The organism is Exiguobacterium sp. KJ 601, from assembly GCF_027161185.1.
Lineage (GTDB): Bacteria > Bacillota > Bacilli > Exiguobacteriales > Exiguobacteriaceae > Exiguobacterium > Exiguobacterium profundum.
Genome location: NZ_JADHZG010000001.1, coordinates 999,063 through 1,023,336 on the forward strand (window position 1 = coordinate 999,063; position 24,274 = coordinate 1,023,336).

General features: G+C 47.9%; 26 protein-coding genes. 22 read left to right on the forward strand and 4 right to left on the reverse strand.

Annotation, left to right across the window (positions count from 1 at the left end; translation table 11 throughout):
• Positions 1 to 11: 11 nt before the first annotated feature.
• Entirely contained in the window at positions 12 to 392 is a 381-nt protein-coding gene (locus IRJ25_RS05080) for a rhodanese-like domain-containing protein (protein ID WP_012726584.1), read from the reverse strand.
• Between the two features lie 163 nt (positions 393 to 555).
• On the opposite strand from IRJ25_RS05080, the gene mntR reads away from it, so the two are divergent.
• Together mntR and hpt are read left to right on the forward strand one after the other, a co-directional pair.
• On the forward strand, positions 556 to 984 hold the full coding sequence (gene mntR, locus IRJ25_RS05085; RefSeq protein ID WP_214781451.1) for a transcriptional regulator MntR: 429 nt from the start codon (positions 556 to 558) through the stop codon (positions 982 to 984).
• Between the two features lie 174 nt (positions 985 to 1,158).
• The gene (gene hpt, locus IRJ25_RS05090) at positions 1,159 to 1,686 is read left to right on the forward strand and encodes a hypoxanthine phosphoribosyltransferase (RefSeq protein ID WP_159562466.1); all 528 of its coding nucleotides are present in this window, start codon (positions 1,159 to 1,161) and stop codon (positions 1,684 to 1,686) included.
• Between the two features lie 23 nt (positions 1,687 to 1,709).
• Here hpt and IRJ25_RS05095 read toward each other — a convergent pair whose 3' ends face one another.
• The gene (locus IRJ25_RS05095) at positions 1,710 to 2,120 is read right to left on the reverse strand and encodes an SA1362 family protein (RefSeq protein ID WP_159562465.1); all 411 of its coding nucleotides are present in this window, start codon (positions 2,118 to 2,120) and stop codon (positions 1,710 to 1,712) included.
• 14 nt (positions 2,121 to 2,134) lie between these two features.
• Positions 2,135 to 3,076: a DUF1385 domain-containing protein gene (locus tag IRJ25_RS05100; protein ID WP_214690765.1), complete on the reverse strand. Its 942-nt coding sequence runs from the start codon at positions 3,074 to 3,076 to the stop codon at positions 2,135 to 2,137.
• A gap of 148 nt (positions 3,077 to 3,224) precedes the next feature.
• Here IRJ25_RS05100 and aroQ point away from each other — a divergent pair, with 148 nt between their 5' ends.
• The 15 genes from aroQ (at position 3,225) to spo0A (ending at position 16,938) form a co-directional block, all read left to right on the forward strand.
• Complete coding sequence (gene aroQ, locus IRJ25_RS05105) at positions 3,225 to 3,662, forward strand: type II 3-dehydroquinate dehydratase (protein WP_214781447.1); 438 nt, start codon at positions 3,225 to 3,227, stop codon at positions 3,660 to 3,662.
• Positions 3,658 to 4,725 carry a M24 family metallopeptidase gene (locus IRJ25_RS05110; protein WP_269318241.1) on the forward strand — a complete coding sequence of 356 codons (1,068 nt, stop codon included), beginning with the start codon at positions 3,658 to 3,660 and terminating at the stop codon, positions 4,723 to 4,725. Before aroQ ends, IRJ25_RS05110 begins: the two co-directional genes overlap by 5 nt.
• Positions 4,726 to 4,754: 29 nt before the next feature.
• Positions 4,755 to 5,321, forward strand: coding sequence for an elongation factor P (gene efp / locus IRJ25_RS05115; protein ID WP_012726577.1), 567 nt, complete (start codon positions 4,755 to 4,757; stop codon positions 5,319 to 5,321).
• 117 nt (positions 5,322 to 5,438) lie between these two features.
• The gene (accB, locus tag IRJ25_RS05120; protein ID WP_012726576.1) at positions 5,439 to 5,888 is read left to right on the forward strand and encodes an acetyl-CoA carboxylase biotin carboxyl carrier protein; all 450 of its coding nucleotides are present in this window, start codon (positions 5,439 to 5,441) and stop codon (positions 5,886 to 5,888) included.
• Between the two features lie 7 nt (positions 5,889 to 5,895).
• A complete protein-coding gene (accC, locus tag IRJ25_RS05125; protein WP_269317864.1) occupies positions 5,896 to 7,239 on the forward strand; it encodes an acetyl-CoA carboxylase biotin carboxylase subunit in 1,344 nt (447 codons plus the stop codon).
• 112 nt (positions 7,240 to 7,351) lie between these two features.
• Positions 7,352 to 7,738, forward strand: coding sequence for a transcription antitermination factor NusB (gene nusB, locus IRJ25_RS05130; RefSeq protein ID WP_078147109.1), 387 nt, complete (start codon positions 7,352 to 7,354; stop codon positions 7,736 to 7,738).
• Between the two features lie 64 nt (positions 7,739 to 7,802).
• The gene (gene folD / locus IRJ25_RS05135; RefSeq protein ID WP_196430850.1) at positions 7,803 to 8,639 is read left to right on the forward strand and encodes a bifunctional methylenetetrahydrofolate dehydrogenase/methenyltetrahydrofolate cyclohydrolase FolD; all 837 of its coding nucleotides are present in this window, start codon (positions 7,803 to 7,805) and stop codon (positions 8,637 to 8,639) included.
• Complete coding sequence (gene xseA, locus IRJ25_RS05140; protein WP_264092622.1) at positions 8,632 to 9,978, forward strand: exodeoxyribonuclease VII large subunit; 1,347 nt, start codon at positions 8,632 to 8,634, stop codon at positions 9,976 to 9,978. Before folD ends, xseA begins: the two co-directional genes overlap by 8 nt.
• Complete coding sequence (gene xseB, locus IRJ25_RS05145) at positions 9,953 to 10,177, forward strand: exodeoxyribonuclease VII small subunit (protein ID WP_012726571.1); 225 nt, start codon at positions 9,953 to 9,955, stop codon at positions 10,175 to 10,177. Before xseA ends, xseB begins: the two co-directional genes overlap by 26 nt.
• Positions 10,174 to 11,052, forward strand: coding sequence for a polyprenyl synthetase family protein (locus IRJ25_RS05150; RefSeq protein ID WP_269317865.1), 879 nt, complete (start codon positions 10,174 to 10,176; stop codon positions 11,050 to 11,052). Before xseB ends, IRJ25_RS05150 begins: the two co-directional genes overlap by 4 nt.
• Positions 11,053 to 11,175: 123 nt before the next feature.
• The gene (gene dxs, locus IRJ25_RS05155) at positions 11,176 to 13,068 is read left to right on the forward strand and encodes a 1-deoxy-D-xylulose-5-phosphate synthase (protein ID WP_196431845.1); all 1,893 of its coding nucleotides are present in this window, start codon (positions 11,176 to 11,178) and stop codon (positions 13,066 to 13,068) included.
• A 6-nt stretch (positions 13,069 to 13,074) separates the two neighbouring features.
• A complete protein-coding gene (locus IRJ25_RS05160; protein ID WP_269317866.1) occupies positions 13,075 to 13,890 on the forward strand; it encodes a TlyA family RNA methyltransferase in 816 nt (271 codons plus the stop codon).
• Positions 13,891 to 14,045: 155 nt separating this feature from the next.
• A complete protein-coding gene (gene ahrC, locus IRJ25_RS05165) occupies positions 14,046 to 14,495 on the forward strand; it encodes a transcriptional regulator AhrC/ArgR (protein WP_012726567.1) in 450 nt (149 codons plus the stop codon).
• Positions 14,496 to 14,508: 13 nt separating this feature from the next.
• Positions 14,509 to 16,206: a DNA repair protein RecN gene (gene recN, locus IRJ25_RS05170; RefSeq protein ID WP_269317867.1), complete on the forward strand. Its 1,698-nt coding sequence runs from the start codon at positions 14,509 to 14,511 to the stop codon at positions 16,204 to 16,206.
• Positions 16,207 to 16,938, forward strand: coding sequence for a sporulation transcription factor Spo0A (gene spo0A, locus IRJ25_RS05175; protein ID WP_074036711.1), 732 nt, complete (start codon positions 16,207 to 16,209; stop codon positions 16,936 to 16,938).
• A gap of 657 nt (positions 16,939 to 17,595) precedes the next feature.
• Here the strand turns inward: spo0A and IRJ25_RS05180 are convergent.
• Complete coding sequence (locus IRJ25_RS05180) at positions 17,596 to 17,844, reverse strand: DUF2627 domain-containing protein (RefSeq protein ID WP_031423346.1); 249 nt, start codon at positions 17,842 to 17,844, stop codon at positions 17,596 to 17,598.
• Positions 17,845 to 17,978: 134 nt separating this feature from the next.
• Between IRJ25_RS05180 and IRJ25_RS05185 the strand changes: the two genes are divergently transcribed.
• The 5 genes from IRJ25_RS05185 to lpdA all read left to right on the forward strand — a co-directional run bounded on the left by IRJ25_RS05185 (position 17,979) and on the right by lpdA (position 24,267).
• Complete coding sequence (locus IRJ25_RS05185; RefSeq protein ID WP_269317868.1) at positions 17,979 to 19,616, forward strand: sigma 54-interacting transcriptional regulator; 1,638 nt, start codon at positions 17,979 to 17,981, stop codon at positions 19,614 to 19,616.
• A 121-nt stretch (positions 19,617 to 19,737) separates the two neighbouring features.
• Positions 19,738 to 20,634, forward strand: a complete 897-nt coding sequence (gene yqiS, locus IRJ25_RS05190; RefSeq protein ID WP_269317869.1) for a phosphate butyryltransferase — start codon at positions 19,738 to 19,740, stop codon at positions 20,632 to 20,634.
• Positions 20,635 to 20,659: 25 nt separating this feature from the next.
• Complete coding sequence (locus IRJ25_RS05195; RefSeq protein WP_012726561.1) at positions 20,660 to 21,781, forward strand: Glu/Leu/Phe/Val family dehydrogenase; 1,122 nt, start codon at positions 20,660 to 20,662, stop codon at positions 21,779 to 21,781.
• 1 nt (position 21,782) lies between these two features.
• Entirely contained in the window at positions 21,783 to 22,874 is a 1,092-nt protein-coding gene (buk, locus tag IRJ25_RS05200; RefSeq protein WP_214781436.1) for a butyrate kinase, read from the forward strand.
• Positions 22,858 to 24,267: a dihydrolipoyl dehydrogenase gene (gene lpdA / locus IRJ25_RS05205; RefSeq protein WP_269317870.1), complete on the forward strand. Its 1,410-nt coding sequence runs from the start codon at positions 22,858 to 22,860 to the stop codon at positions 24,265 to 24,267. Before buk ends, lpdA begins: the two co-directional genes overlap by 17 nt.
• The last annotated feature ends 7 nt before the right edge of the window (positions 24,268 to 24,274 follow it).

Genomic DNA, 24,274 nt, shown 5'->3' on the forward strand with positions numbered 1-24,274 from the left:
CGCCCGTTTTTTTATGCTTTTTTAATCTTGCCCTTCCAGTTCTTGAAGCCGCCTTCGAGCATGTAGATATTGTTGTATCCGTTCTTCATCAGGAGTTTAGCCGCCTGGTTTGAACGTGAACTACCTTGACAGTAAATTAAAATCGGTTGATCTTTACGCAGTTCTTTCATGCGTAGTTTCATTTGGCCGACCGGGATATTCCGGGCACCAACGATATGTCCACCTTTGTATTCGTTCGGTTCACGCACGTCAATTAACTGACCTTTACGGAGTGAGGCACGGAATTCTTCTTGTTTCATTTTTTTCAACCCGCGAGCTGGCATGAAACGCCATACGATGTAGGCGATCAAGGCAACCCATAGGAGGATGACGAGGATTGTTTCGAGTCCCATAGATGTTCTTCCCTTCTCTTTCAAAGTTACCATATCTCATTATAATGAAATTAAGGTCATGAGACAATGATTGACTTAATCAATCGGGGCTTTCCCTTTCGATTTCATTCTAATTAGGATAAAATAAGGAATGGAAACCGGAACATTAGGGGAGGTCGTGCCCATGCCGACGCCGAGTATGGAAGATTATTTAGAACGTATTTATTTATTGATGTCAGAGAAAGGCTATGCGCGTGTATCTGATATTGCGGAACATTTAGGGGTCCATCCCTCCTCTGTCACCAAAATGGTTCAAAAGTTGGACCGTGAAGAATATCTTGTGTATGAAAAGTATCGTGGTCTCATGCTTACAAAAAAGGGTCAAAAAGTAGGGAAGCGATTGGTCGAGCGTCATGCGATGCTCGAGTCTTTTTTACGTCTAATCGGAGTAGATGAATCAGATGTGTACGAGGATGTCGAGGGTATCGAACACCATCTCAGTTCGAACACGCTCGACTGCATGACACAGTTTGTGGAATTTTTTGAAGATAAGCCTGAACTCATGAATCAATTTAGAGAATTTCGGGAACAAGAACGAGCTTCAGAAGAATAATATGTAAAAAGCATCAATCTAACTCGATTGATGCTTTTTATTTTGCTCAATATCGCTAAAATACGAACGAAACATTCATATTTATCTTAGAATGTATATTTTTTAGTCGTCATTATGTTAAGATGAATCGTGGATTGAATAGATAGGGGGTGACGGCGAACATTCGCCGGATAAATGGAGATTCAAATTAAAGGAAAACTGTTTGATGAACAGCAGATTCAAAAACGTGTGAAAGAATTGGCTGAAGAGATTGAGAACGATGCAGAGGGGATACCGATTGTGATCGTCGCCGTATTAAAAGGCTCGATGGTCTTTGCGGCAGACTTGATGCGATACATGAAAGGGAGCGTTCAGCTCGATACGGTCGCGACGTCTTCTTACGGGAAAAAGTCGGTCTCGAGTGGGAGTGTGCAACTTCGAAAGGACTTGGATTTAGATGTGGAAGGAAAGTATGTTGTCATTATCGAGGACATCATCGACACGGGACAGACGTTGAAATTCTTATGTAAACATATGGAGCTCCATCAACCGAAACAGTTGAAAATTTGTACGCTTCTCGACAAGCCGGCGCGTCGACTCGTTCAGTTGGACGCAGACTATGTCGGATTCGAGATTCCTGATGAGTTCGTCATCGGGTATGGGATCGATTACGCGGAACAATATCGGAATCTGCCATATATCGGATATGTAGAAACAACATAAAAAGGAGCGCCGTGGCGCTCCTTTTACATGTTTGCTTTCTTTTTCTTCTTCCCTTTTTTACCTTCAATCACTGTTAGGTGTGGTGGATTGCTACGATGTACGGTTGAACGTTTAGATAACTTGGTGACGTTCGAACCAGGTTTCTTCCCTTTCCGGTTTTTAGCGGAAGCGGAAGGTTTGACTTGAGGACCACGACTTCCCTGCATTCGTTTTTTTGAGGCTTGCGCGGTTTTACGATAGCGTGCATCTTCTGCAGACATACGTGGTGCCATGAAGACGCGATAGATCACATAAAAGACTAACCCGAATATCCCGATGAACAACAATTGTCTAAACAGGCGACCTGGATCGGTGGCAAGCATATGCCCGACCCCGATGAAGCCAAGGATAAACACGATTGTTGCAGCGATCGAACCGACTCTTTGTCTGATCATGGTGCTTCCTCCTCTTATCCCTCTCTATGAATGACCGATTCTCCTAACTCTTTTCGTTCCCATGTCTCAAATGCTTCAATCGCGACTTGAATCTGCTCATCATTTGGCTCTCGTGTCGTCAATAATTGGAGCGACAGGCCCGGTTTGCCAAGGAATGACAGAAAGCGATGGTCGCGGAAACGATTGGTAAACTGCAGGACTTCAAATGAGATTCCGATGACGACCGGCAATAGCGCGATTCGGCTGATGAGTCGCAACCAGAGCGGATCGATTGGCACAATCATGTAAACGCCAATCCCGACGAAGACGGTGAATAAAATGAAGCTTGAGCCACAGCGATAATGCAATCGCGAGCTTTGGCGTACTTGTTCAACCGTGACCGGACGCCCGGACTCATAGCAATTGATGACTTTATGCTCAGCGCCGTGATATTGGAAGACACGCTTAATGAGTGGCGTCAATGATATCAAGTAAAGGTAGCTGAGTAACAATACTAATTTTATTCCCCCTTCAAGGAGGTTTTGAATCACATGTCCGGAAAATAAAGGTACGTCTTGAAACATGGCCGCGAGAAGTGCTGGCGTCACATTGAAAATCAATTTACCAAAAACGTACGAGATGACACCGACGATTGCGATGAAGGCAATCATCCATATGCTCTGTTTTTGGTCTTCGTTCGTGTTCGTATCTTCACTTGGATCGACATCATATCGATCGCTCGCAAAGTTCATATGTGCAGAACCGTTCTTTAACGATTCATACAGCGCGACAATCCCTCTCAAGAAAGGTACTTTTTTTAAAGATTGGACCCAAGGGACAAGAATACGTGCTTGCTCGAATGTTTCAATCGAGCCATCTTTTCGCCGGATGGCAGATGCGCTTTCAGAGCGGCCTTGAAACATGACGCCTTCCACGAGCGCCTGTCCCCCGACTGGGATGGTTGGTTTGGAATTCATTCACTTTCCTCGATTCTTCAAATTCAAATGTTGTACTTGAATTATACCGTGATTTGTAAAAAAAACGAAAGGGCAGAAGGCTCAATTCACGTTCTTTCGATAAATTTGTTACAATAGATGAGACTTGACGAACGAGGGGGGAAGAAGGTTGCGGATTTTAGTTTTAAATGGACCGAATTTAAATCTACTGGGTCATCGTGAACCGGATGTATATGGCGAGGTGTCGTTGAAAGGTTTGGCGGCAGAACTGATGCTGCGCGCTCCAGAAGACGTCGAACTCACCTTTAAACAATCGAATCATGAGGGAGATTTAATTGATGCGCTACATGACGCTTTTGATTATGAGGGTGTCATATTGAATGCAGGTGCCTATACGCATACATCAATCGCGATCCGGGATGCCATATCCGCTATCGCTGCCCCAGTCGTTGAAGTACATATCTCGAACGTGCATGCACGCGAGGCTTTTCGGCATGAGTCGAAACTTGCTGCCGTCTGTATCGGTGTCATTACCGGTTTTGGACTCACGAGCTATACGTTAGCGCTGCATGCACTAATCGAACATTGGAGGAATCGACATGATTGAACGCGTAAACAAACTGCAAGCACAGTTAGAAAAAAACGAGATTGATGCATTACTCGTCACAAAACGTGAGAATATCCGCTACTTATCTGGTTTCACCGGGTCGAGTGGTGTCATCGTCATCACGTCGAATTCGGCAAGTTTCATCACGGACTTCCGTTACACGGAACAAGCGAACGATCAAGTAAAAGGGTACGACATCATTGAGCTTGATACATCACTCATCAAGTCGGTAGCAGATGTCGTGTCCCGTGAATCCATCAAGCGCCTTGGCATCGAGCAGGATGCGATGACAGTGGGGCAATATCGTGCCTATGAAAAAGATGTCGACGCTCAACTTATTGAAACGTCTGGAATCGTAGAAAAACTGCGCTTGATTAAGGATGAATCAGAGATTAAGATTATGAAGGAAGCTGCGGCAATCGCTGATGCGGCGTACACCCATATCCAGACGTTCATTCGTCCTGGTCGTACCGAGAGAGAAGTCGCGAACGAACTCGAAATGTTCATGCGTTCAAAAGGTGCTGACTCGTCATCGTTCGACATGATTGTCGCCTCGGGTCTCCGTTCGGCGCTACCACACGGTGTGGCAAGTGATAAAGTCATCGAATCTGGAGAATTGGTTACGCTTGATTTCGGTGCTTACTATAAAGGGTACTGCTCAGATATCACGCGTACGCTTGCAATCGGTCCGATTTCGGATGAGTTGCGTCAAATCTACGATACGGTACTTTGTGCCCAACTTGCTGGTGTAGAAGGCACACGTGCCGGAATCACTGGCATTGAAGCGGATGCATTGACCCGCGATATTATTAAAGAAGCTGGATATGGCGAGTACTTCGGCCACTCGACAGGACATGGTCTTGGAATGGAAGTGCATGAGGCCCCAGGATTATCGTTCCGTTCGGAAACGGTGCTCGAACCTGGTATGGTCGTAACGATCGAGCCGGGTATTTACATCAACGGTGTCGGTGGTTGCCGGATTGAAGACGATGTCGTCATCACAGAAGACGGATGCTACCGTCTGACACAATCGCCAAAAGAGTTAATTACGATCGAGGCATAAGCTTCATCTGAATTTAGGAGGAAATCAATATGGTATCAGTTAACGATTTAAAAACAGGATTGACGGTCAAAACGTCTGACGGTTCGATTTGGCAAGTCATCGAGTTCCAACACGTAAAACCGGGTAAAGGAGCGGCATTCGTTCGTACGAAAATGCGTAACTTGCGTAACGGTGCAATCCAAGAAACGACGTTCCGTGGTGGAGAAAAAATCGAACGCGCACACATCGAGCGTAAACGCATGCAATATCTTTATCCAATGGGCGACACGTATGTCTTCATGGACAATGAATCATACGAGCAACTTGAATTGACAAGCGCTCAAGTCAAATCAGCACTTCCATATTTGCTTGAGAACATGGAAGTCAGCATCGCGGACTACGAAGGGGAGATTCTTGGAATCGAGCTTCCAACGAGCGTTGTCTTGACAATCGTCGAAGCAGACCCAGGCGTAAAAGGTGACACGGCATCGAACGTGAAGAAAAACGCGACAGTGGAAACAGGACATGTCATTCAAGTGCCACTTTTCATCGAACCAGGTGAAAAAGTGACAGTCGATACACGTACTGGAGAGTTCATGGGTCGTTATAACGGTTAATCCTTACGAGTGCTCATTCGAATGAATGGGCGCTCTTTTTTTCTCGTTGCATTCATTGGTCTGACCAGTTATAGTGAAGGAGAGATTAGTACCAGGTATAAACAGGGGGTAAGAAAGATGCAAATCGATCAAATTAAAGAGCTTATTCAATTATTGGACCAATCATCAGTCCATGAAATGGAGCTTGAAACATCTGATTTCAAACTGTCATTAAAGAAAGAAGCGCAACAAACAGTGAGCGCGCCTATCATGCAGACACAAGCATTCGCACCGCCTGCGCCTGCTCCTCAAGTAAATGAACAAACAGAAGAACCGACGCAAGAAAAGGCGTCTTATCGTACTATCACCTCGCCGATGGTTGGAACGTTCTATTCACGTCCGGCCCCGGATAAAGAAGCGTTCGTGAACGTCGGCGACCGTGTCGAGTCAGGACAAATCGTTTGTATTCTAGAGGCGATGAAACTGTTTAACGATGTCGAAGCGGAAATCAGTGGCGAAATCGTAGAGGTGTTAGTCGCCGATGGCGATCTCGTCGAATTCGGTCAACCGCTCTTCAGCGTGAAGTGAGGTCGTTATGAAATTATTAATTGCTAACCGCGGGGAAATCGCGGTTCGAATCATACGTGCAGCAAAAGAGTTGAATATTCCGACGGTCGCTGTCTTCTCTGAGGCAGATCGTGAAGCGTTACATGTTCATCTGGCTGACGAGGCTTATTGCATCGGTCCGAATCCATCGAAAGACTCCTATTTGAATATCCCAAATATTTTATCAGTCGCCTGCGCCGTGGATGCGACGATGGTACATCCGGGTTACGGCTTTTTGGCTGAAAATGCCGAGTTCGCTGAGATGTGCGAGGCGTGTGGAATTCAATTTGTCGGCCCAAGCAGCTATGCGATTCGCAAAATGGGAATCAAGGATGAAGCCAAACGAACGATGATCGAGTCAGGGGTTCCTGTCGTTCCAGGTTCAAGTGGTGTCGTCACAGACGAAGAAGCGATGGAACTCGCGCGTGAGATGGGTTATCCGGTCATCATCAAGGCGACAGCCGGCGGTGGAGGACGTGGCATTCGCGTCGCTCGAGACGAGGACGAACTCGTTTCAGGATTGGTCGCGACACGTAAAGAAGCGAAGCAGGCGTTCGGGAATGGTGACGTGTATCTCGAAAAGTTCATCGAGTCGTTCCGTCACGTCGAAGTGCAGGTTCTTGCCGACCAATTCGGTAACGTCATTCACTTAGGTGAACGTGATTGTACAATCCAACGTCGCATGCAAAAACTAGTTGAAGAGGCGCCGTCACCTGCGATTGATGCAACGACACGTCAATTGATGGGGGATGCTGCCGTCAAAGCGGCAAAAGCCATTCAGTACTCGGGAGCGGGAACAATCGAGTTCATTTACGTTCCAGAATCAAACGAGTTTTATTTCATGGAGATGAATACCCGGATCCAAGTCGAGCATCCCGTCACCGAGATGATCACAGGATTCGATCTCGTTCAAGCGCAGCTTGAAGTGGCGCTCGGACATCCGCTTGCCATCTCACAAGAGGACATTACGTTCTCAGGACATTCCATCGAATGTCGAATCAACGCGGAGGACCCATTTATGGACTTCCGTCCGATGGCAGGGAAGATTGACCAATATATCGTTCCAGGCGGTATGGGTGTCCGTGTCGATAGCGGACTCTATGCAGGAGCGATGATCCCGCCGTTCTATGACTCGATGGTAGCGAAGTTGATTGTTCATGCACCAACGCGTGATGAGGCCATTCTGAAAATGTTGCGTGCTTTGGGTGAGTTTACGGTTTCGGGAATTAAAACGACGATTCCGTTTCATCAACAAGTCATGGCACATGAGCAGTTCCGCATCGGTACGTTCGATACGAAATTCGTTGAAAAAGAAATGTCATTGGCAAAATAACATGAACCAGGAAGCCCGAACATTATTTCGGTTTCCTGGTTTTTTGTACTGAATTTATGAGTGCTTTATGCTAAACTATCACAATGAAAGCATGTAAAAGGAGAGTAACTGAATGAAACGTCATGAAGCACGAGAGAAAGCGATTCAAACGCTTTTTCAAATCGAAGTATCTAAATTAGAGGTGGACGAAGCAATCGAGTTCGCATTGGATGGAGAAGAGTCTGATCCGTTTTACGAACAACTCGTCACAGGGACGCTAGAACATATTGAAGATATCGATGCGTTACTAGTTGAAAACTTGAAAAATTGGCGGTTAGATCGCCTCGGAAACGTCGAGCGTACGATTCTTCGAATGGCAACGTTCGAATTGTTATACGTCGAGACGATTCCAGAAAACGTCACCATCAACGAAGCGGTCGAACTCGCGAAATCGTTCGCGGACGAAGAAGCCGGCAAACTCGTGAATGGCGTACTCGGTAACATCATTAAAGAAGACTAAAAAAATAGAGATAAGACACCAGACCAACTACAGAAAAACCTAAAGACAACGGGGGATGAGAGAGATGGCAGTAGTGATCGACGGGAAACAAGTGGCAGCATCATATCGAGAAACGTTAAAAGAACGTGTGGCAGCACTTCGCGCACGTGGCATCGTACCGAAACTTAAAGTCGTGTTGATTGGGGATGACCCAGCAAGTCATAGCTATGTACGCGGGAAGGAACGGGCGGCAGAAGAAATCGGAATCGATTCACAAGTCCTCCGTTTTGATGAGACGATTAGCGAGAAGGAATTGCTTGACTTGATTGACTTGATGAATGCGGATGAAGAAGTTCACGGGATTCTCGTGCAACTCCCTCTGCCGAAACACATCGACGAATCACGAGTCATCATGCGCATCTCCCCAGAAAAGGACGTCGATGGCTTTCATCCTGAGAATGTTGGGAAGATGATGCTCGGACTTGATACGCTACTCCCGTGCACGCCGCACGGCATCTTGCATCTCGCAAAAACACAGACCGAGATCGCCGGAAAGCACGTTGTCGTCGTCGGTCGTAGTCAGATTGTCGGTAAACCGGTAGGCATGTTGTTCTTGAATGAATCAGCAACGGTCACATATTGTCATTCAAAAACAGCTGACCTCGGTGAGATGACACGCCAAGCGGACATTTTGATTGTCGCTGTCGGACGCGCTGGTTTAGTCACAGCAGACATGGTCAAACCTGGCGCGCTTGTCATCGATGTCGGAGTCAATCGGGTCGAAGGTCGTCTAGTCGGTGACGTGGACTATGAAGCTGTTAAGGAGAAGGCGAGTGCCATCACCCCTGTTCCGGGTGGTGTCGGTCCGATGACCATCACGATGCTCATGCATAATACGGTCGAGGTTGCATCACGTGGCTAATCCACTTCCGGTTTCTGAAGTTGTTCGATATGTGAAGCGACAACTTGATGATGATGTATTGCTTCGACAAGTCGCGGTCATCGGTGAAATCTCAAATTTCAAACGTTATTCATCCGGTCATTGTTATTTCACGTTGAAAGATGACGCGTCTCGGATGAAAGCTGTCATGTTTTCTCGCGATGCCAAACAACTTCAATTCGAACCGAAAGATGGAATGAAAGTCATCGCCGTCTCAAAGGTGACGATGTATGAGGCTACGGGAGATGTCCAACTATATGTCGAATTGATGCGACAAGACGGAATCGGTCTATTGTTTGAGCGATATGAGGCGAGAAAGCGTGAATTAGAGGAGATGGGATGGTTTGACGAGGAGCGGAAGCACCCGCTCCCGACGTTTCCAGAACGCGTTGGAATCGTGACGTCTCCAAAAGGTGCGGCGCTACACGATATCGCAACCACACTTCGACGTCGTGCACCACATGTGGCGATTACGTTCGCCCCTGTTGCTGTACAGGGCGAAATGGCGGCTCCACAAGTTGCTTCTGCCATTCGCTGGATGAACGAACGCACCGATTGTGATGTACTCATTGTCGGTCGCGGTGGTGGTTCTATTGAGGAGCTTTGGGCATTTAATGAAGATGTTGTGGTGGAGGCAATCTATGCGTCCACGATTCCCATCATTTCTGCTGTCGGTCACGAGACAGACTTTACGCTTTCGGATTTCGTTGCCGATGTTCGGGCTGCGACTCCGACAGCGGCGGCTGAACTTGCTACCGCGATGATTGATGCGCAGCGAAAAGATGTAGAACGTTTGGATAACCATCTGCACAAAGCCGTCAAAGACCAATTGGATGATTCGCGAACCCGTGTGGAACGGATGATCAATAGCTATGGATTAAAATCACCGAGGTACACGATATCTCAGAAACGGGAACGATTCGCCCAGTCGGAAATCCGTCTCGAGCAAGGGATGAGGCGACATCTCACCCAAGCCACTCATCAGCTCCGTCAGTTGTCACAGCAGCTAGATGTAAAACGATTTTCAAAAACGTTGTCCAAGCAAGGGGAAGAAGTCAATCATATGGTCGAGCGACTCCGTCGAACGAAGCCATTAGAACAAGCAACGCTTCAATTTGCACAACAGGTTGGACGATTGCATGCAGTCAGTCCACTCGCCGTCTTGTCACGTGGATATACGTTCATCGAACAAGATGGGATCTATGTGCAGAACGTGAAACAATTACGCGATGGTGATGTCTCGATTCGTTTTCGGGATGGTCATGCAATCGCTGAGGTGAAGGAGAGGATTGTCGGTGACGAAGAAAGAACAGACATTTGAGGCGGCGCTCGAGCGCCTCGAACAGATCGTCGCGCAACTCGAGAGCGGTGATGTCCCATTAGAGGAAGCGATGACCCTATATGAGGAAGGTGTCCGCTTGTCTGCATTGTGCCAGACAAAACTCTCTGCCGCCGAGAAAAAAATGGATGAAATTTTAGAACTTGATGGGACGCTTCGTGAAAAGGGAGGATCCGCATGAACCGTACCGATGACTTGAACAAGTGGAAACGGACCGTCGAACTGGCGATGCAGGAACTCATTGAGTCGAGTGAGATGCCGAAACGATTACGAGACGCAATGACGTATTCTTTAGAGGCTGGCGGGAAACGCATTCGTCCTGCTCTCGTCTATGCCGTCCTTGAAACGTATAGCATGTCACTCGAGCGAGGACGAGAGGTGGCGGCGAGTTTAGAGATGGTTCATACATACTCACTCATCCATGATGATTTGCCGGCCATGGATGATGACGATCTTCGTCGTGGACGACCGACCAATCATCGTCAGTTTGATGAAGCGACCGCTATTTTGGCTGGGGACGCCTTATTGACGGACGCATTCCGTATTCTCACACAGATACCACTCCCTGCGCTAGATGTCGTCGAGATTATTCGTATTTTCGGATTGGCGGCCGGTAGCTCAGGTATGGTCGGTGGGCAGTTGGATGATATGCTGGCTGAAAAGCGGAACGACGTCACACTTGAAGAGCTCCAATCCATTCATGAACGGAAGACAGGTGCGCTACTCGTCTATGCACTTGAAGCCGGTGCGATTTTGGCAGGGGCATCGGTGGAAGATCGGATGCACCTCAAACAGTTCGGACGTCATCTTGGCATCGCTTTTCAGATTCAAGACGATATCCTCGATGTCGTCGGAGATGAACAAACAATCGGAAAACGCGTCGGCTCAGATGAATTGAATGACAAGACGACTTATCCGAAGCTTCTCGGCTTAGAGGGAGCGAAGCAAGCTCTTGAGCAAGAAGTGGGAGCGGCACACGCTGCAATTGAATCACTTTCAGTTCCAGCGCCGTTGCTTCTTGAGATGCTATCATTTGTAGTGAAACGAAATCATTGACCTCGGTGACACGATGAGCACATCGTGTCACCTTTGTTTTGGGGAATGTGTGGCATATGCCGTCACATTCTTGTAAAATGTAAGGTACGAATCAGTAAAATGTGAGGAGAAAGGATGGTCATTATGGACTTGACATCCATTCAAGACCCGTCGTTCCTGAAACGGATGTCTGTATCAGAGCTCGAATCGCTCGGTTCAGACATTAGACGATTCTTGATTGAAAAATTGGCAGTGACGGGAGGGCATTTGGCGCCAAACTTGGGAGTTGTAGAGTTGACGCTTGCCTTGCACCGTGTATTTGACAGTCCGAAAGACCAACTCGTATGGGACGTCGGTCATCAAGCATACGTTCATAAAATTTTGACAGGACGTACGAACCAGTTTGATACTCTCCGACAATACAATGGGTTATGTGGTTTCCCGAAACGTTGTGAGAGCGAGCATGATGTGTGGGAAACAGGGCACAGTTCGACTTCCCTCTCTGCAGCCATGGGGATTGCGATTGCGAATGAATTGAAAGGGCGCGCCAACGATCGTGCCATCGCCATCATCGGGGACGGTGCTTTGACTGGGGGGATGGCACTTGAAGCCCTCAATCACATCGGTGCCGAGAAACAGAACGTGATTGTCATTCTAAATGATAACGAGATGTCGATTGCGCCGAACGTAGGAGCGATGCATAATATGCTTGGTCGTATCCGGGCATCGCGCAAGTTGAAGCATGCTCGAGAAGAAATGGAGTCACTCATCAAACACATCCCGCTCGTCGGGAGTTCACTTGAACGGAGCGGGGAACGGGTGAAGGACCTCTTAAAATCTGCTCTCATTCCGGGAACGTTCTTTGAAGAACTTGGCTTCACTTACTTTGGACCTACAGATGGGCATGATTTGAAAGACTTGCTCGAAACGCTTGAGTACGCGAAGAAAATCGACGGTCCGGTTCTCGTCCACGTCATTACGAAAAAAGGGAAGGGATATCGTCCGGCTGAATTGGACGGTGTCGGAACATGGCACGGTCTTGGACCTTATAAAATTGAATCCGGTGAAGTCATCAAAGGCAAACCGAAAGGACCGAGCTATTCGAAAGTCGTCGCGGAGACGATCACGAAAGTGGCGGAGTCAGACGAACGGGTGACGTTGATCACACCAGCGATGAGTGTCGGTTCGAAACTCGATTGCTTTACGAAGAAATTCCCGGAGCGTATGTTTGATGTCGGAATTGCCGAGCAACATGCGGTCACCCTCGCTGGGGGACAGGCGACGCAAGGGTTGAAACCGGTCGTCTCGATTTATTCGACCTTCTTCCAACGCGCGTACGATCAACTGGTCCATGACATTTGTCGTCAAAACTTGAACGTCGTGTTCACGATTGACCGATCTGGACTTGTCGGAGCGGATGGAGAGACGCACCAAGGTGTGTTCGATATCGCCTTCATGCGTCACGTGCCAAACATTCGAATTTTGATGGCGAAAGATGAAGAAGAATTACAACAACTCGTCTATTCTGCACTCCGTTACGATGGTGGACCGATTGCGATTCGTTTCCCGCGTGGTGAAGGGATCGGTGTTCCGATGAGTGAGACGCTTCAAGAAATTTCACTCGATGATTGGGAAGTCGAGGCAGAAGGGACAGATGTCGCTATCTTGACGTTCGGTCCCCAAGTGCAAGACGCCCTCGAAGTCCGAGCACTATTAGAAGGTAAGCTCAGTGTGCGCGTCATTAACTGTCGTAGCATCAAGCCGCTCGATGATGCGATGCTGACTTCACTTTATGCAGAGGGGATTCCGCTCGTGACATTAGAAGAGGCTGCTCTCGCCGGTGGCTTTGGAAGTAGCGTGCTTGAACACGCGAATGAAGCCGGAGCGTTTCCACGGATTCAACGTCTCGGTATTCCGGATCGATATATCGAGCATGGCGGTGTCAACCAGCTCCTAGAAGAGATTGGACTGCGACCTGCCCAAATGGCGGAATCGATTGAACGGTTCGTCATGGAGACAAATCGACAGAATGTGTGAGGGATTATGGAAAAAAGAAAGAAAACTAGATTAGATGTATTGCTCGTCGAACGTGGACTTGCTGAAACACGGGAAAAGGCAAAACGGTCGGTCATGGCCGGTCTCGTCTATAGTGGGACAGAACGTCTAGACAAGGCGGGCGATAAAGTGTTTGATGATATCCCTCTCGAAGTGAAGGGTCAAGTTCTTCCTTATGTTGGACGTGGCGGCTTGAAGCTCGAGAAAGCGCTCCACGTCTTCCCGCTCGATGTCTTTGGACGAGTCGGAATCGACATCGGCTCATCGACGGGTGGGTTCACGGACTGTGCGCTTCAAAACGGCGCGACTCAAATGTACGCGGTCGATGTCGGCTATAATCAGCTTGCCTGGAAACTACGGAGCGATGATCGCGTCGTCGTCATGGAGCGGATGAACTTCCGCCACGCGACGGCCAATCAGTTCCCGATTAAACCAGATTTCGCAACGATTGACGTCTCTTTTATCTCGCTTCGTCTGATGGTGCCACCGTTGAAACAAATTTTGAAGCAAGACGGTGTCGTCATGGCGCTCGTCAAACCTCAATTTGAAGCAGGGAAGGCCGATGTCGGGAAAAAAGGAATTGTTCGGGACCGTAACGTCCATGAACGAGTCGCAAGCGATATGGTCCGATACTTCGCATCGGAAGGCTTCTTTGTCGAAGCTTTGGATTACTCTCCGATCACTGGAGGGGATGGGAACATCGAGTTTCTTCTCTTCGCTCGGTACACAGGAGTAGGTGGCGTCTCGCCATCGCTACAAGTCGAAGAGGTCGTAAACGCGGCCCATGCCAAACTGAAGGGATAAAATGATGCTACAGACCTCGTCGTCTGTAGCTTTTTCCTTTACTCGTCTACTAGATGGGGAATGGTGGAAATCCCACCTGGAATGCTAGACCTTTTTTCGACAATACTTTAGAATGATAATGTGTATGTGAAACGAAAAATGAGGTGTCAGCGCTTATGAACAAAGGACAGCGATTGATTAAAATTCGAGACATCGTGACGAATCGAGAAATCGAGACGCAAGATGAGTTAGTGGATGAGCTACGTCGCTCGGGGTATCCGGTCACACAGGCAACCGTGTCTAGGGATATTAAAGAGTTACATCTGGTCAAAGTCCCATTGAACGATGGACGGTATAAATATAGCTTGCCTGCGGATCAACGTTTTAATCCATACGGTAAAATGAAGCGAATCCTTAGTGACAGTTTCGTCTCGGTCGATTCTGCTCAAAATTTGGTCGTCATGAAAGTGCTTCCGGGGAATGCTGATGCAATCGGTGTCTTGATCGATCATTTATCTTGGGATGAATTGATTGGAACGGTGTGTGGAGATGATACGATTTTAATGATTGCACGTGATGAAGAGAAAGCGAAGCAAATCATCGATCGACTACTCGGAATGTTATGAGGTGAACGTACGTATGTTAGCAGAACTATCAATCAAACAGTTTGCGATTATTGACGAATTAAACATTCCGTTTAATCGAGGTATGACTGTGCTCACAGGTGAGACAGGTGCCGGTAAATCGATCTTGTTGGATGCGATTGGATTGCTTGTTGGAGGACGTGGCTCAAGTGAGTTCGTGCGATATGGTCAAGATAAAGCTGAAATCGAAGGTCTGTTTATGATTGAACCGGATCACCCGGTCATCGAAGCGGCCGAACAATATGGCATCGATGTTGAAGATGGGACAGTCATCTTACGTCGAGACCTACATAGTAGCGGGAAGAGCGTCTGCCGTGTGAACGGGAAAATGATGCCGCTCTCGACGTTACGGGAGTTCGGACGGCTCCTGGTCGATATTCACGGTCAACATGAACATCAACATTTAATGGATGCGGAATTTCACCTTGGCATATTAGACCATTTCGCCGAAAAAGAAATCAGTCCGTTAGTCGAGGAATATCAAACGGCATTTGCGGCCTGGAAACAAGTCGCCGATGAATTGAAGCGTCTTAGTCAAAGTGAGCAGGAGCTTGCTCAACGAATGGATCTTTTGTCGTTTCAAACGAAAGAAATCGAAGCGGCTGAATTAAAAGTTGGGGAAGAACAGGCGTTGACAGAAGAACGGGATGAATTGGCCAACTTTGAACGCATTCATCAACACATTCGTCTCTCGTATGAGGCGGTTGCCGAGGAGTCAAATGGACTCGATCAAATCGGAGTGGCGATGCGCGAGATGGAAGAGGCGTCACAGCTCTCTTCGTCTTTGACATCTATATCGGAGACAATCTCTAACGCTTATTATTTGTTGGAGGATGCAAAGTTTCAACTCCGGGACCAGTTAGATTCGCTCGAATTTGACCCGATTCGATTGGATGAGATTGAGTCACGATTGGCTCTTTTCCAGCAATTGAAACGAAAGTATGGGACGACCATCGAAGAAGTCATCACCTATGGCGAACAAGTGTCGGATGAATTGAAGTCGATGACGAACCGGGAAGAGCATTTACAAACGCTCTCAGATGAACTCATTCGATTAGAGCAAATTGCAAGAGAAGCTGGCAAGAGACTGTCTTCAGCGCGTAAGATGGCTGCGGAGTCGCTTCAGCATGCGATTCATCGAGAGTTGAAAGAACTATATATGGAAAAAACAGCGTTCGAGGTCCGTTTTAAAACTACATCGCTTAAACAAGATGGTTTAGATGACGTAGAGTTTTACATGATGACGAACGTTGGAGAACCGTTCAAACCACTCGCAAAAGTCGCTTCAGGAGGAGAGCTTTCCCGTGTCATGCTCGCACTCAAATCAATCTTCTCAAGAACGGTCGGAGTGGCCTCCATTATTTTTGACGAGGTCGACACAGGGGTCTCTGGACGTGTCGCGCAGGCGATGGGTGAAAAAATCTTCCGACTTTCTGTCGGCTCTCAAGTCCTCTGTATCACGCACTTGGCACAAGTTGCTGCGATGGCAGACCAACATCTTTACATTACTAAAACCGAAACGAATGAACGGACGAAAACAAATGTGACGTCCCTCGACCGTGAAAGTCGAATCGACGAATTGGGTCGCATGATTGCTGGCGCTCAAATGACAGACTTGACGAAGCAACACGTCGAAGAATTACTTGAGATGTCACAACAAGTAAAACAGAAGTTCATCAAAGGAGTGTCATAAGTGATTACATTATGTATTGCGGACGACAATCGAGAAATCGTCGATTTGTTGAGCCGACAACTAGAATCTGAGCCTGATCTTCGTGTCGTAGGTACGGCACACGATGGAGAAACATGCTTGGATGTCGTCAAGACACACCAACCGGATGTACTCTTACTCGATATTATCATGCCGCATTTGGATGGAATCGGAGTATTGCAACGCCTAAATGAAGAATTAGGTGATGACAAACCGGAAGTGATCATGTTGAGCGCGTTTGGAAAAGATGAAGTGACGAAACAGGCCGTGCAACTCGGGGCCTCTTATTTTCTCGTCAAACCGTTCAATATTCAACAGTTATTAACGAAAATTCGTGAATTGTCAGAAGGAACAAATCGAGAATTCGACGGAATGACGCCAGAAGAAATTGAAATCTCACTCCTGCTTCAGCAACTCGGAATCTCTCCGCGAATCAAAGGGTTCAAGTATATCCGTCAAGCTGTCATTTACGTGCGAGAACGGCAAGATTTGCTCGGTCTCATCACGAAAGAATTATATCCGATGGTCGCAAAAGAGCATGAGACGACATCTTCTCGTGTAGAACGAGCAATGCGTCATGCAATCAAGACGGCATGGGAGAACGGCATGCGCGATCATGAGATGTTCGAAGGGCGACCGGAGCGTGAGCGAAGCCCGAAAAACTCGGAGTTTATCTCGTACTTCGTCACGTATGTATCGTTTAAGAATAATTGAATCATTTCATGAGGACTAAGTCGTGATGGGACTTAGTCTTTTTTGATGAAACAATTACTTTAAGATTTATTTACTTTATGAAAGAAAGCGCTTGCAAAATGATGGACCTTTGTTATAATAAAGATGTACCAAGTTACTTGGACAAGCGTCAGATGAACGCTTTTCAAACTTGTTCCGGAGCAACGTTTGAAGAAACCAAATCATCTCGGTTCGCTATCCGATTATAGCTCAGAGGTGGGAACGACACCTCAAGTCGTTAATGTCCCGACGTGAGGTCGCGACAGTCGCTCATTCGCGAGGCGATTCTATCATCAACTCGAAGCTAGGGGTTGATATAGGAAAAATCAATCGTTCAGTTGACCAAAAGGAGTGTTGTCAACCGTTGAACAGTTTATGGCAAGCGTTCGACTTCACGATGGATGGTTCGACATGATCCGATAAGTAAATCAGTTAGTAACTCGAATGGTAAGATTCCGTTCACGCAAGACGGCAGTTACTAAAGTTCTTTCATACTTCTTCATTAAGAAGACGTTGGATTTCATGTCAAAGTAAGTAACGTAGTTTGAAAGGAGATCATCCGTAGTGATCACAATTCAATATGAATAAAAGGTTCCGCACTTGAAATGAAGTCAAGTTAGGGAACCTTTTTTTGTGTGCTTATGAGTCGAGGCGTTGTACTTTTCCTGTTTTTTTGTCGCGGTTAAAAATATAGCCGGCTACAAATCCGATCCCGCCCATGGCGAGCAGAAGCCCAAAGGTCCCCTGCAACATGGAGGCGGCAGCGAGTGAATCGAACCATGAAAACGGTGCGCTCGTCTTCAAAAAGAAGCTATCACGTAGCAATTTGATTCCGTAAACACCTAATAACCCAGGGACGATTAAGATTAGAAGCGCGATAAAACGCATGCAATCTCCTCCTTTACCATACATTATTTTAACAGAAATCGATCTGTTCGACACGGTCTATTTTTGGGCAGCTTGCGAATCAGGTGCGGATTCAGTAGCATGAAATAGAGAAGAATGATGATGGGGGAATATGTATGAATAAACGATTGATGATTGTGGGGGCAGGAAAAGGGGGGACCGAAGTCCTTCATATGCTGATGGATTCGCCGCTTGCGACGATTGTAGCGGTCGTAGATTCTGATGCATCTGCTGAAGGAATAGCCCTTGCTAAAAGTTATGGCATATCTGTGGCGGACGATTGGAAACAGTATGCGGATGCGACTTTAGATTTTGTCATCGAAACGACGGGGAAGCATCAAACGTTTGAACAATTAAAGGATCATTTCAAAGATGCAGTCGTCTTACCAGGGGAATTTATTCGGATTGTGGTCGAACGATTGAAACAGAATCAACAAATGCTTGAGGCCATCATTGAATGTACGAGTGAGGCCATATCGGTCGCAGATCATCACGGTAACACGATTTTGATCAATCCGTCTTATACACGGTTGACCGGATTCAAAAAAGAAGATGTGGTCGACAAACCAGCGACGGCAGATATCGGGATGCAGGAAAGCGTCCATTTAAAAGTACTATCGACCGGGCAAGGCGTTCGGGACATCCGGATGCAAATTGGGGCGACACGACGAGATATTCTTGTGAATGCGGAACCGATCATCGTCGAAGGGAAGTTGCGAGGATCGGTCGGGGTCATTCGTGACGTATCTCAGATTCGTGCACTGCGTGATGAATTGCAGGAGGCAAAGACACGCATCCGGAATCTAGAAGCGAAATATCAGTTTGCCGATATCATTGCGACGAGTGACGCCATGCGATTTGTCATCGAACAGGCGAAACTTGCGGCTGTGACCCCCGTGACGGTATTGATTCGCGGAGAATCGGGAACAGGAAAGGAACTGTTCGCCCACGCCATTCATGGAGAATCTCCTCGAAAATATAAAAAGTTCATTCGCGTGAACTGTGCGGCGATTTCACCGACGCTACTTGAAAGTGAGCTATTCGGTTATGAAGATGGAGCCTTCAGTGGAGCTAAACGAGGCGGGAAAACAGGATATTTCGAAGAAGCGGATGGCGGTTCACTCTTTCTAGACGAAATCGGGGAGCTCCCCCTTGATGTCCAAGTAAAGCTCTTACGTGTCCTCCAAGAAAATGAAATTGTCCGAGTCGGAGGGACGACGGCAATCCCAATCGATGTCCGAATCATTGCCGCAACGAATGCCGATCTTGAACAAAAGGTAGCAGACGGAACATTCCGGGAAGATTTGTATTACCGAATCAATCGGATGCCGATCCATATCCCACCATTACGTGAGCGACTGAATGAACTCGAGGCACTATGTGAACGGATGATCCGGAAACTGAATCAAGAGTACGGTCGTAGTGTACGTGGCGTTGACGAAGATGCCTTAACATTACTGATGAGCCAGCATTGGAAAGGGAATGTGCGAGAACTGGAGAATGTGATCGGTCGTGCGATGATTTATATGGCAAGCTCCGAACAGTGGATTGCCCCACATCATTTGCAGTTATCCAATCGTTCCACGAGTCAAAAAGTAGTCGAATCTGGAACGTTTCACGAGGCCGTTGCAAAATATGAACGCGATTTGATTGAACGAGCAATTGAAGAGGCAAGTGGCAACAAATCAGAAGCAGCCCGCCGATTGAAGATTTCGATTCGAACATTATACAACAAGCTCGACACTGCGCAATAATTTGCAGGAAAATTTATGCATGGTAAGCATTAATTTGCATGGTCATCCGCATTATAAAGCGCTTACAATTTAGGAAACAAACTTGCTTATGATATAGTGTAGAGAGCAAGGGGGGACAATGATGAATTTTGAACGGATGCTGACGAACGCAAAAGAGTTAGAAGGCTGTACCGTGTCCATTGCGGGGGCAGCGGACGAAGAAGTCATCCGGGCCGTAAAACTCGCTACGGATCATGGACTGTCACGCTTCATTTTGTTCGGTGAAGCTCGAGAGATCCGAAAGTTATGTGAACAGCATGGAATCGAAGAGTCAGCCGTCGATATTTTACATGCGAAAGGTGACGTTGAGATTGCGCGACGTGCCGCATTAGCTGTGAAAAATAAAGAGGCGGACGTCCTCATGAAGGGGATGGTGTCGACATCGACATTTATGAAAGCCGTCCTCAATCGTGAAGCTGGACTCCGTACGAAGCGGACGCTTAGCCACATCGCACTATTCCAAATTCCGAATCGTGAAAAGTTGATTGGAGTGACGGATGCGGCGATTCATATCGCACCAACACTCGAAGAGAAGGTCGAAATCATTCACAATGCGGTAGAAGCGATGCATGACATCGGTTACGAATCGCCGAAAGTCGCAGCCATTGGAGCAGTCGAAGTAGTCAATCCACAAATGAATGCGACTCTCGACGCGGCACTACTTAGCCAAATGAATCGACGTGGACAAATCAAGGGCTGTGTCGTAGATGGACCGCTCGCGCTCGACAACGCTGTCGACATGGTCGCAGCAAAGCAAAAAGGAATCAACAGTGAAGTTGCCGGTCAAGCCGATTTATTAGTCGTACCTTACATAGAGGTCGGCAACGTCCTTTATAAATCAATCATGTATTTCGCAGAGGCGAGCGTAGCGGCGATTGTCGTCGGCGCATCTGCCCCTGTTGTATTGACAAGTCGTGCCGATACTGCCGAAGCGAAGCTATATTCCCTCGCATTCGCTTTGTTACATGCTAAACATTAATCGTACTTAACAGGAGGAATTAATCATGATGGAAACAAACACAGAGCCACGCTTCCGTATTTTTGATGTCTTACAATCTGAGGACTACGAGCAAATCGTATTTTGCCAAGACCAAGCGTCTGGACTAAAGGCGATCATCGCCATCCACGACACGACGCTCGGACCAGCTCTCGGCGGACTCCGTATGTGGAACTATGAATCTGAACAAGAGGCACTCACCGATGTGTTGCGTCTTGCAAAAGGAATGACATATAAAAATGCTGCAGCGGGTCTCAACCTTGGGGGCGGGAAGGCCGTCATCATCGGAAATGCGAAGACAGATAAATCAGAGGCGCTCTTCCGTGCGTTCGGACGATACGTTCAATCCCTCAGTGGTCGTTACATCACGGCTGAAGATGTGAATACTACAGTTGCCGACATGGACTTCATTCACATGGAAACGGATTACGTCACGGGCGTCAGTCCTGCATTCGGTTCAAGTGGTAACCCTTCACCGGTCACGGCATATGGTGTGTATCGTGGAATGAAGGCTGCTGCGAAATGGAAATTTGGGACAGACTCGCTCGCAGGGAAGACCGTTGCTGTACAAGGTGTTGGTAACGTGGCCTACAACTTATGTCGCCACCTCCACGAAGAGGGTGCTCATTTGATTGTGACCGACATTAACGAGGAAGCACTCAAACGTGCCGAAGCAGACTTTGGTGCGACGGTCGTCAAGCCGGATGAGATTTACGCGGTCGAATGTGACATTTTCGCTCCATGCGCTCTCGGTGCTGTCATCAACGACAAAACGATTCCACAATTGAAAGCACAAATCGTCGCAGGCGCTGCCAATAACCAATTAGCAGAAGATCGTCACGGAGACGTGCTCGACGAAAATGGAATTCTATATGCACCAGACTTCGTCATTAATGCAGGTGGTGTCATCAACGTCGCGGACGAACTTGAAGGCTACAACCGTGAACGGGCAATGAAGAAAGTCGAACTCATCTATGACAACATGATGCGCGTCTTTGAGATCGCAGAACGTGATGGTGTGCCAACGCACGTTGCGGCCGATAAGATGGCGGAAGAGCGGATTCACATGATGTCGCGTTCACGCAGTCAGTTCCTTAAAGTTGAAAAAAGCATCCTAGGGAGACGCTAAGATGACAAAACGGCTAATTCTTGCAATCAACCCAGGGTCGACCTCGACGAAAGTTGGATTGTTTGATGGGAAGGAAGAAGTGATGACACGTACGGTCCGACATTCAATCGATGTGACGGGTCTCACACTTCCAGAGCAGTTGCCTCATCGTGAGCAAGAAGTACGCGCCTTGTTAGAAGAGACGGGCATCGCGGTCAATGATTTGACCGCGATCGTCGGTCGTGGTGGCTTGCTTGCACCGATGACGTCTGGAACGTATACGGTCAATGAACTCATGCGTGAAGATTTGACGAGCGGACGTTTCGGGATGCATGCATCGAATCTCGGTGGTCTGATCGCTTCGAAAATCGGTGGGGCTGAAGGGATTCCTAGTTTCATAGTGGATCCGGTCGTCGTCGATGAGATGGACGAGTTGGCCCGAAAGACCGGCATGCCAGAAATCAATCGTCGTAGCATTTTCCATGCCCTCAATCAAAAGGCTGTCGCGAAACGATTCGCGGCTGAAAATGGAAGCGATTACAATGAGATGAATCTTATCGTTGCGCATCTTGGTGGGGGAATCACAGTCGGTGCCCATGCGGCAGGTCGAGTCATCGACGTGAATAATGGTCTCGACGGAGATGGACCGCTCGCGCCGGAGCGGGCAGGTTCGATTCCTGTTGGACAGGTAATAGAACTATGTTATAGTACCAGGTATAAAGAATCGGAAATGAAAAAGAAAATTGTCGGTCAGGGCGGCCTATTTGCTCATCTCGGTACGTTCGATGCCATTGAAATCGAGCAGCGGGTGGAATCAGGTGATGATGAGGCGAGACTGTTGTATGAGACGATGGCTTATCGTGTCGCTCAAGAGATTTCAAAACACGGCGCGACATTATGCGGTCGTGTGGATGCCATCTTACTGACGGGCGGGATTGCATATTCCGAGTGGCTGACTGAAAAAATCAAGGAGCGTGTCACTTATCTCGCGCCGGTACACGTATATCCGGGTGAAGATGAGCTTAAAGCGTTGGCTGAAGGTGCACTTCGCGTCATCGAGAAGGAAGAGACCGCACGAGTTTATGAGGGGGATACACATGGCACGAGAATTTGATGTTGTCGTCATCGGTGGAGGACCAGGAGGATATGTGGCTGCAATCAAGGCGGCCCAGGCAGGGAAATCTGTCGCAATCGTCGAGGCGAGAAAGTTAGGCGGCACCTGCTTACATAGAGGTTGCATCCCGACGAAGGCACTTTTAAAAGCTGCACATGTTTATCAAACGGCGAAGCAAAGTGCGACGTATGGCGTGGAGACGGGAGATGTGACGTTCAATATGGAACGCGCTCAAACGTATAAACGTGATCTTGTGGCTGGTCTTGAAAAGGGAATCGAGCATTTGATGAAACAAGGGAAAATCGAAGTGTTTCGCGGAAAAGCCTCGATCCTTGGACCAAGCATCTTCTCACCTCAACCAGGGACTGTATCCGTTGAGGATGAAAGCGGTGAATCAGAACTGATCTTGCCGAATCAATTGATTATCGCGACAGGGTCGATTCCTCGTGAACTTCCTGGATTGCCGTTCGATCACAAGCGGATTTTGAATTCAGACGACCTCCTCAATTTTGAAACGCTTCCTGAATCGATTGCGATTGTCGGTGGCGGGGTCATCGGAGTGGAATGGGCCTCCATGCTCGTCGATTTAGATGTGAACGTGACGTTGATCGAAGTAGGCGATCGATTACTCCCACTCGAGGACAAGGCAGTCTCCCGTGAAGTGGAGCGTCTATTGAAGAAGCGTGGCGTCCGTGTGAAGAAGAGCGTGACGGTCGACGCTGAACGAACATTGATTCACGAAAATGCAGTGGAGATTGCTGTCGGGGAAGAGATGTTACAAGTAGACTGTGTCCTCGTCTCGGTTGGCCGAGTTGCCAACACGGAAGACTTAGGACTTCAAAACACTTCTATCGTCGTAGAGAACGGCATCATTCAAGTCGATAGTCAGTATCGGACGAAAGAACGTCATATCTTCGCAATCGGGGATTGCATCGGGAAGTTACAACTCGCCCACGTCGCGTCGGCAGAAGGTGTGAAAGCGGTCGAGACGATTCTTGGTCTTGAGCCGACACCGCTCGATTATGCGCTCATTCCACGCTGTGTATACAGTGTCCCTGAAGTCGCTTCGGTCGGCTTGACAGAAGAAGCGGCAAAAGATGCCGGACATGATGTGAAGACGGGGACGTATCGATTCAACGGACTCGGGAAAGCGCGGATTGAAGGACAAGCCGACGGATTCGTCAAACTCGTTTCGGACAAAGAAACAGACGACCTTCTCGGTGTTCATATCGTCGGACCGAAAGCGACCGAACTCATCACAGAAGGTGGACTCGCGCTCGTCTTGAACGCGACGGCTTGGGAGATGGGACAACTTGTGCACCCGCATCCTGCACTGAGCGAAGCCTTCCAAGAAGCGGCTCTTGCCGTCGATGGATTACCGATTCACGCCTAAGGAGGAA

Coding starts and splice junctions, on each gene's coding strand:
- buk (WP_214781436.1), top strand. CDS start 21,783: ATGACAAAACGGCTAATTCTTGCAATCAACCCAGGGTCGACCTCGACG.
- IRJ25_RS05150 (WP_269317865.1), top strand. CDS start 10,174: ATGAACCGTACCGATGACTTGAACAAGTGGAAACGGACCGTCGAACTG.
- ahrC (WP_012726567.1), top strand. CDS start 14,046: ATGAACAAAGGACAGCGATTGATTAAAATTCGAGACATCGTGACGAAT.
- IRJ25_RS05080 (WP_012726584.1), bottom strand. CDS start 392: ATGGGACTCGAAACAATCCTCGTCATCCTCCTATGGGTTGCCTTGATC.
- mntR (WP_214781451.1), top strand. CDS start 556: ATGCCGACGCCGAGTATGGAAGATTATTTAGAACGTATTTATTTATTG.
- hpt (WP_159562466.1), top strand. CDS start 1,159: ATGGAGATTCAAATTAAAGGAAAACTGTTTGATGAACAGCAGATTCAA.
- efp (WP_012726577.1), top strand. CDS start 4,755: ATGGTATCAGTTAACGATTTAAAAACAGGATTGACGGTCAAAACGTCT.
- IRJ25_RS05160 (WP_269317866.1), top strand. CDS start 13,075: ATGGAAAAAAGAAAGAAAACTAGATTAGATGTATTGCTCGTCGAACGT.
- IRJ25_RS05185 (WP_269317868.1), top strand. CDS start 17,979: ATGAATAAACGATTGATGATTGTGGGGGCAGGAAAAGGGGGGACCGAA.
- dxs (WP_196431845.1), top strand. CDS start 11,176: ATGGACTTGACATCCATTCAAGACCCGTCGTTCCTGAAACGGATGTCT.
- IRJ25_RS05100 (WP_214690765.1), bottom strand. CDS start 3,076: ATGAATTCCAAACCAACCATCCCAGTCGGGGGACAGGCGCTCGTGGAA.
- IRJ25_RS05180 (WP_031423346.1), bottom strand. CDS start 17,844: ATGCGTTTTATCGCGCTTCTAATCTTAATCGTCCCTGGGTTATTAGGT.
- recN (WP_269317867.1), top strand. CDS start 14,509: ATGTTAGCAGAACTATCAATCAAACAGTTTGCGATTATTGACGAATTA.
- yqiS (WP_269317869.1), top strand. CDS start 19,738: ATGAATTTTGAACGGATGCTGACGAACGCAAAAGAGTTAGAAGGCTGT.
- lpdA (WP_269317870.1), top strand. CDS start 22,858: ATGGCACGAGAATTTGATGTTGTCGTCATCGGTGGAGGACCAGGAGGA.
- nusB (WP_078147109.1), top strand. CDS start 7,352: ATGAAACGTCATGAAGCACGAGAGAAAGCGATTCAAACGCTTTTTCAA.
- IRJ25_RS05095 (WP_159562465.1), bottom strand. CDS start 2,120: ATGATCAGACAAAGAGTCGGTTCGATCGCTGCAACAATCGTGTTTATC.
- accB (WP_012726576.1), top strand. CDS start 5,439: ATGCAAATCGATCAAATTAAAGAGCTTATTCAATTATTGGACCAATCA.
- accC (WP_269317864.1), top strand. CDS start 5,896: ATGAAATTATTAATTGCTAACCGCGGGGAAATCGCGGTTCGAATCATA.
- folD (WP_196430850.1), top strand. CDS start 7,803: ATGGCAGTAGTGATCGACGGGAAACAAGTGGCAGCATCATATCGAGAA.
- IRJ25_RS05195 (WP_012726561.1), top strand. CDS start 20,660: ATGATGGAAACAAACACAGAGCCACGCTTCCGTATTTTTGATGTCTTA.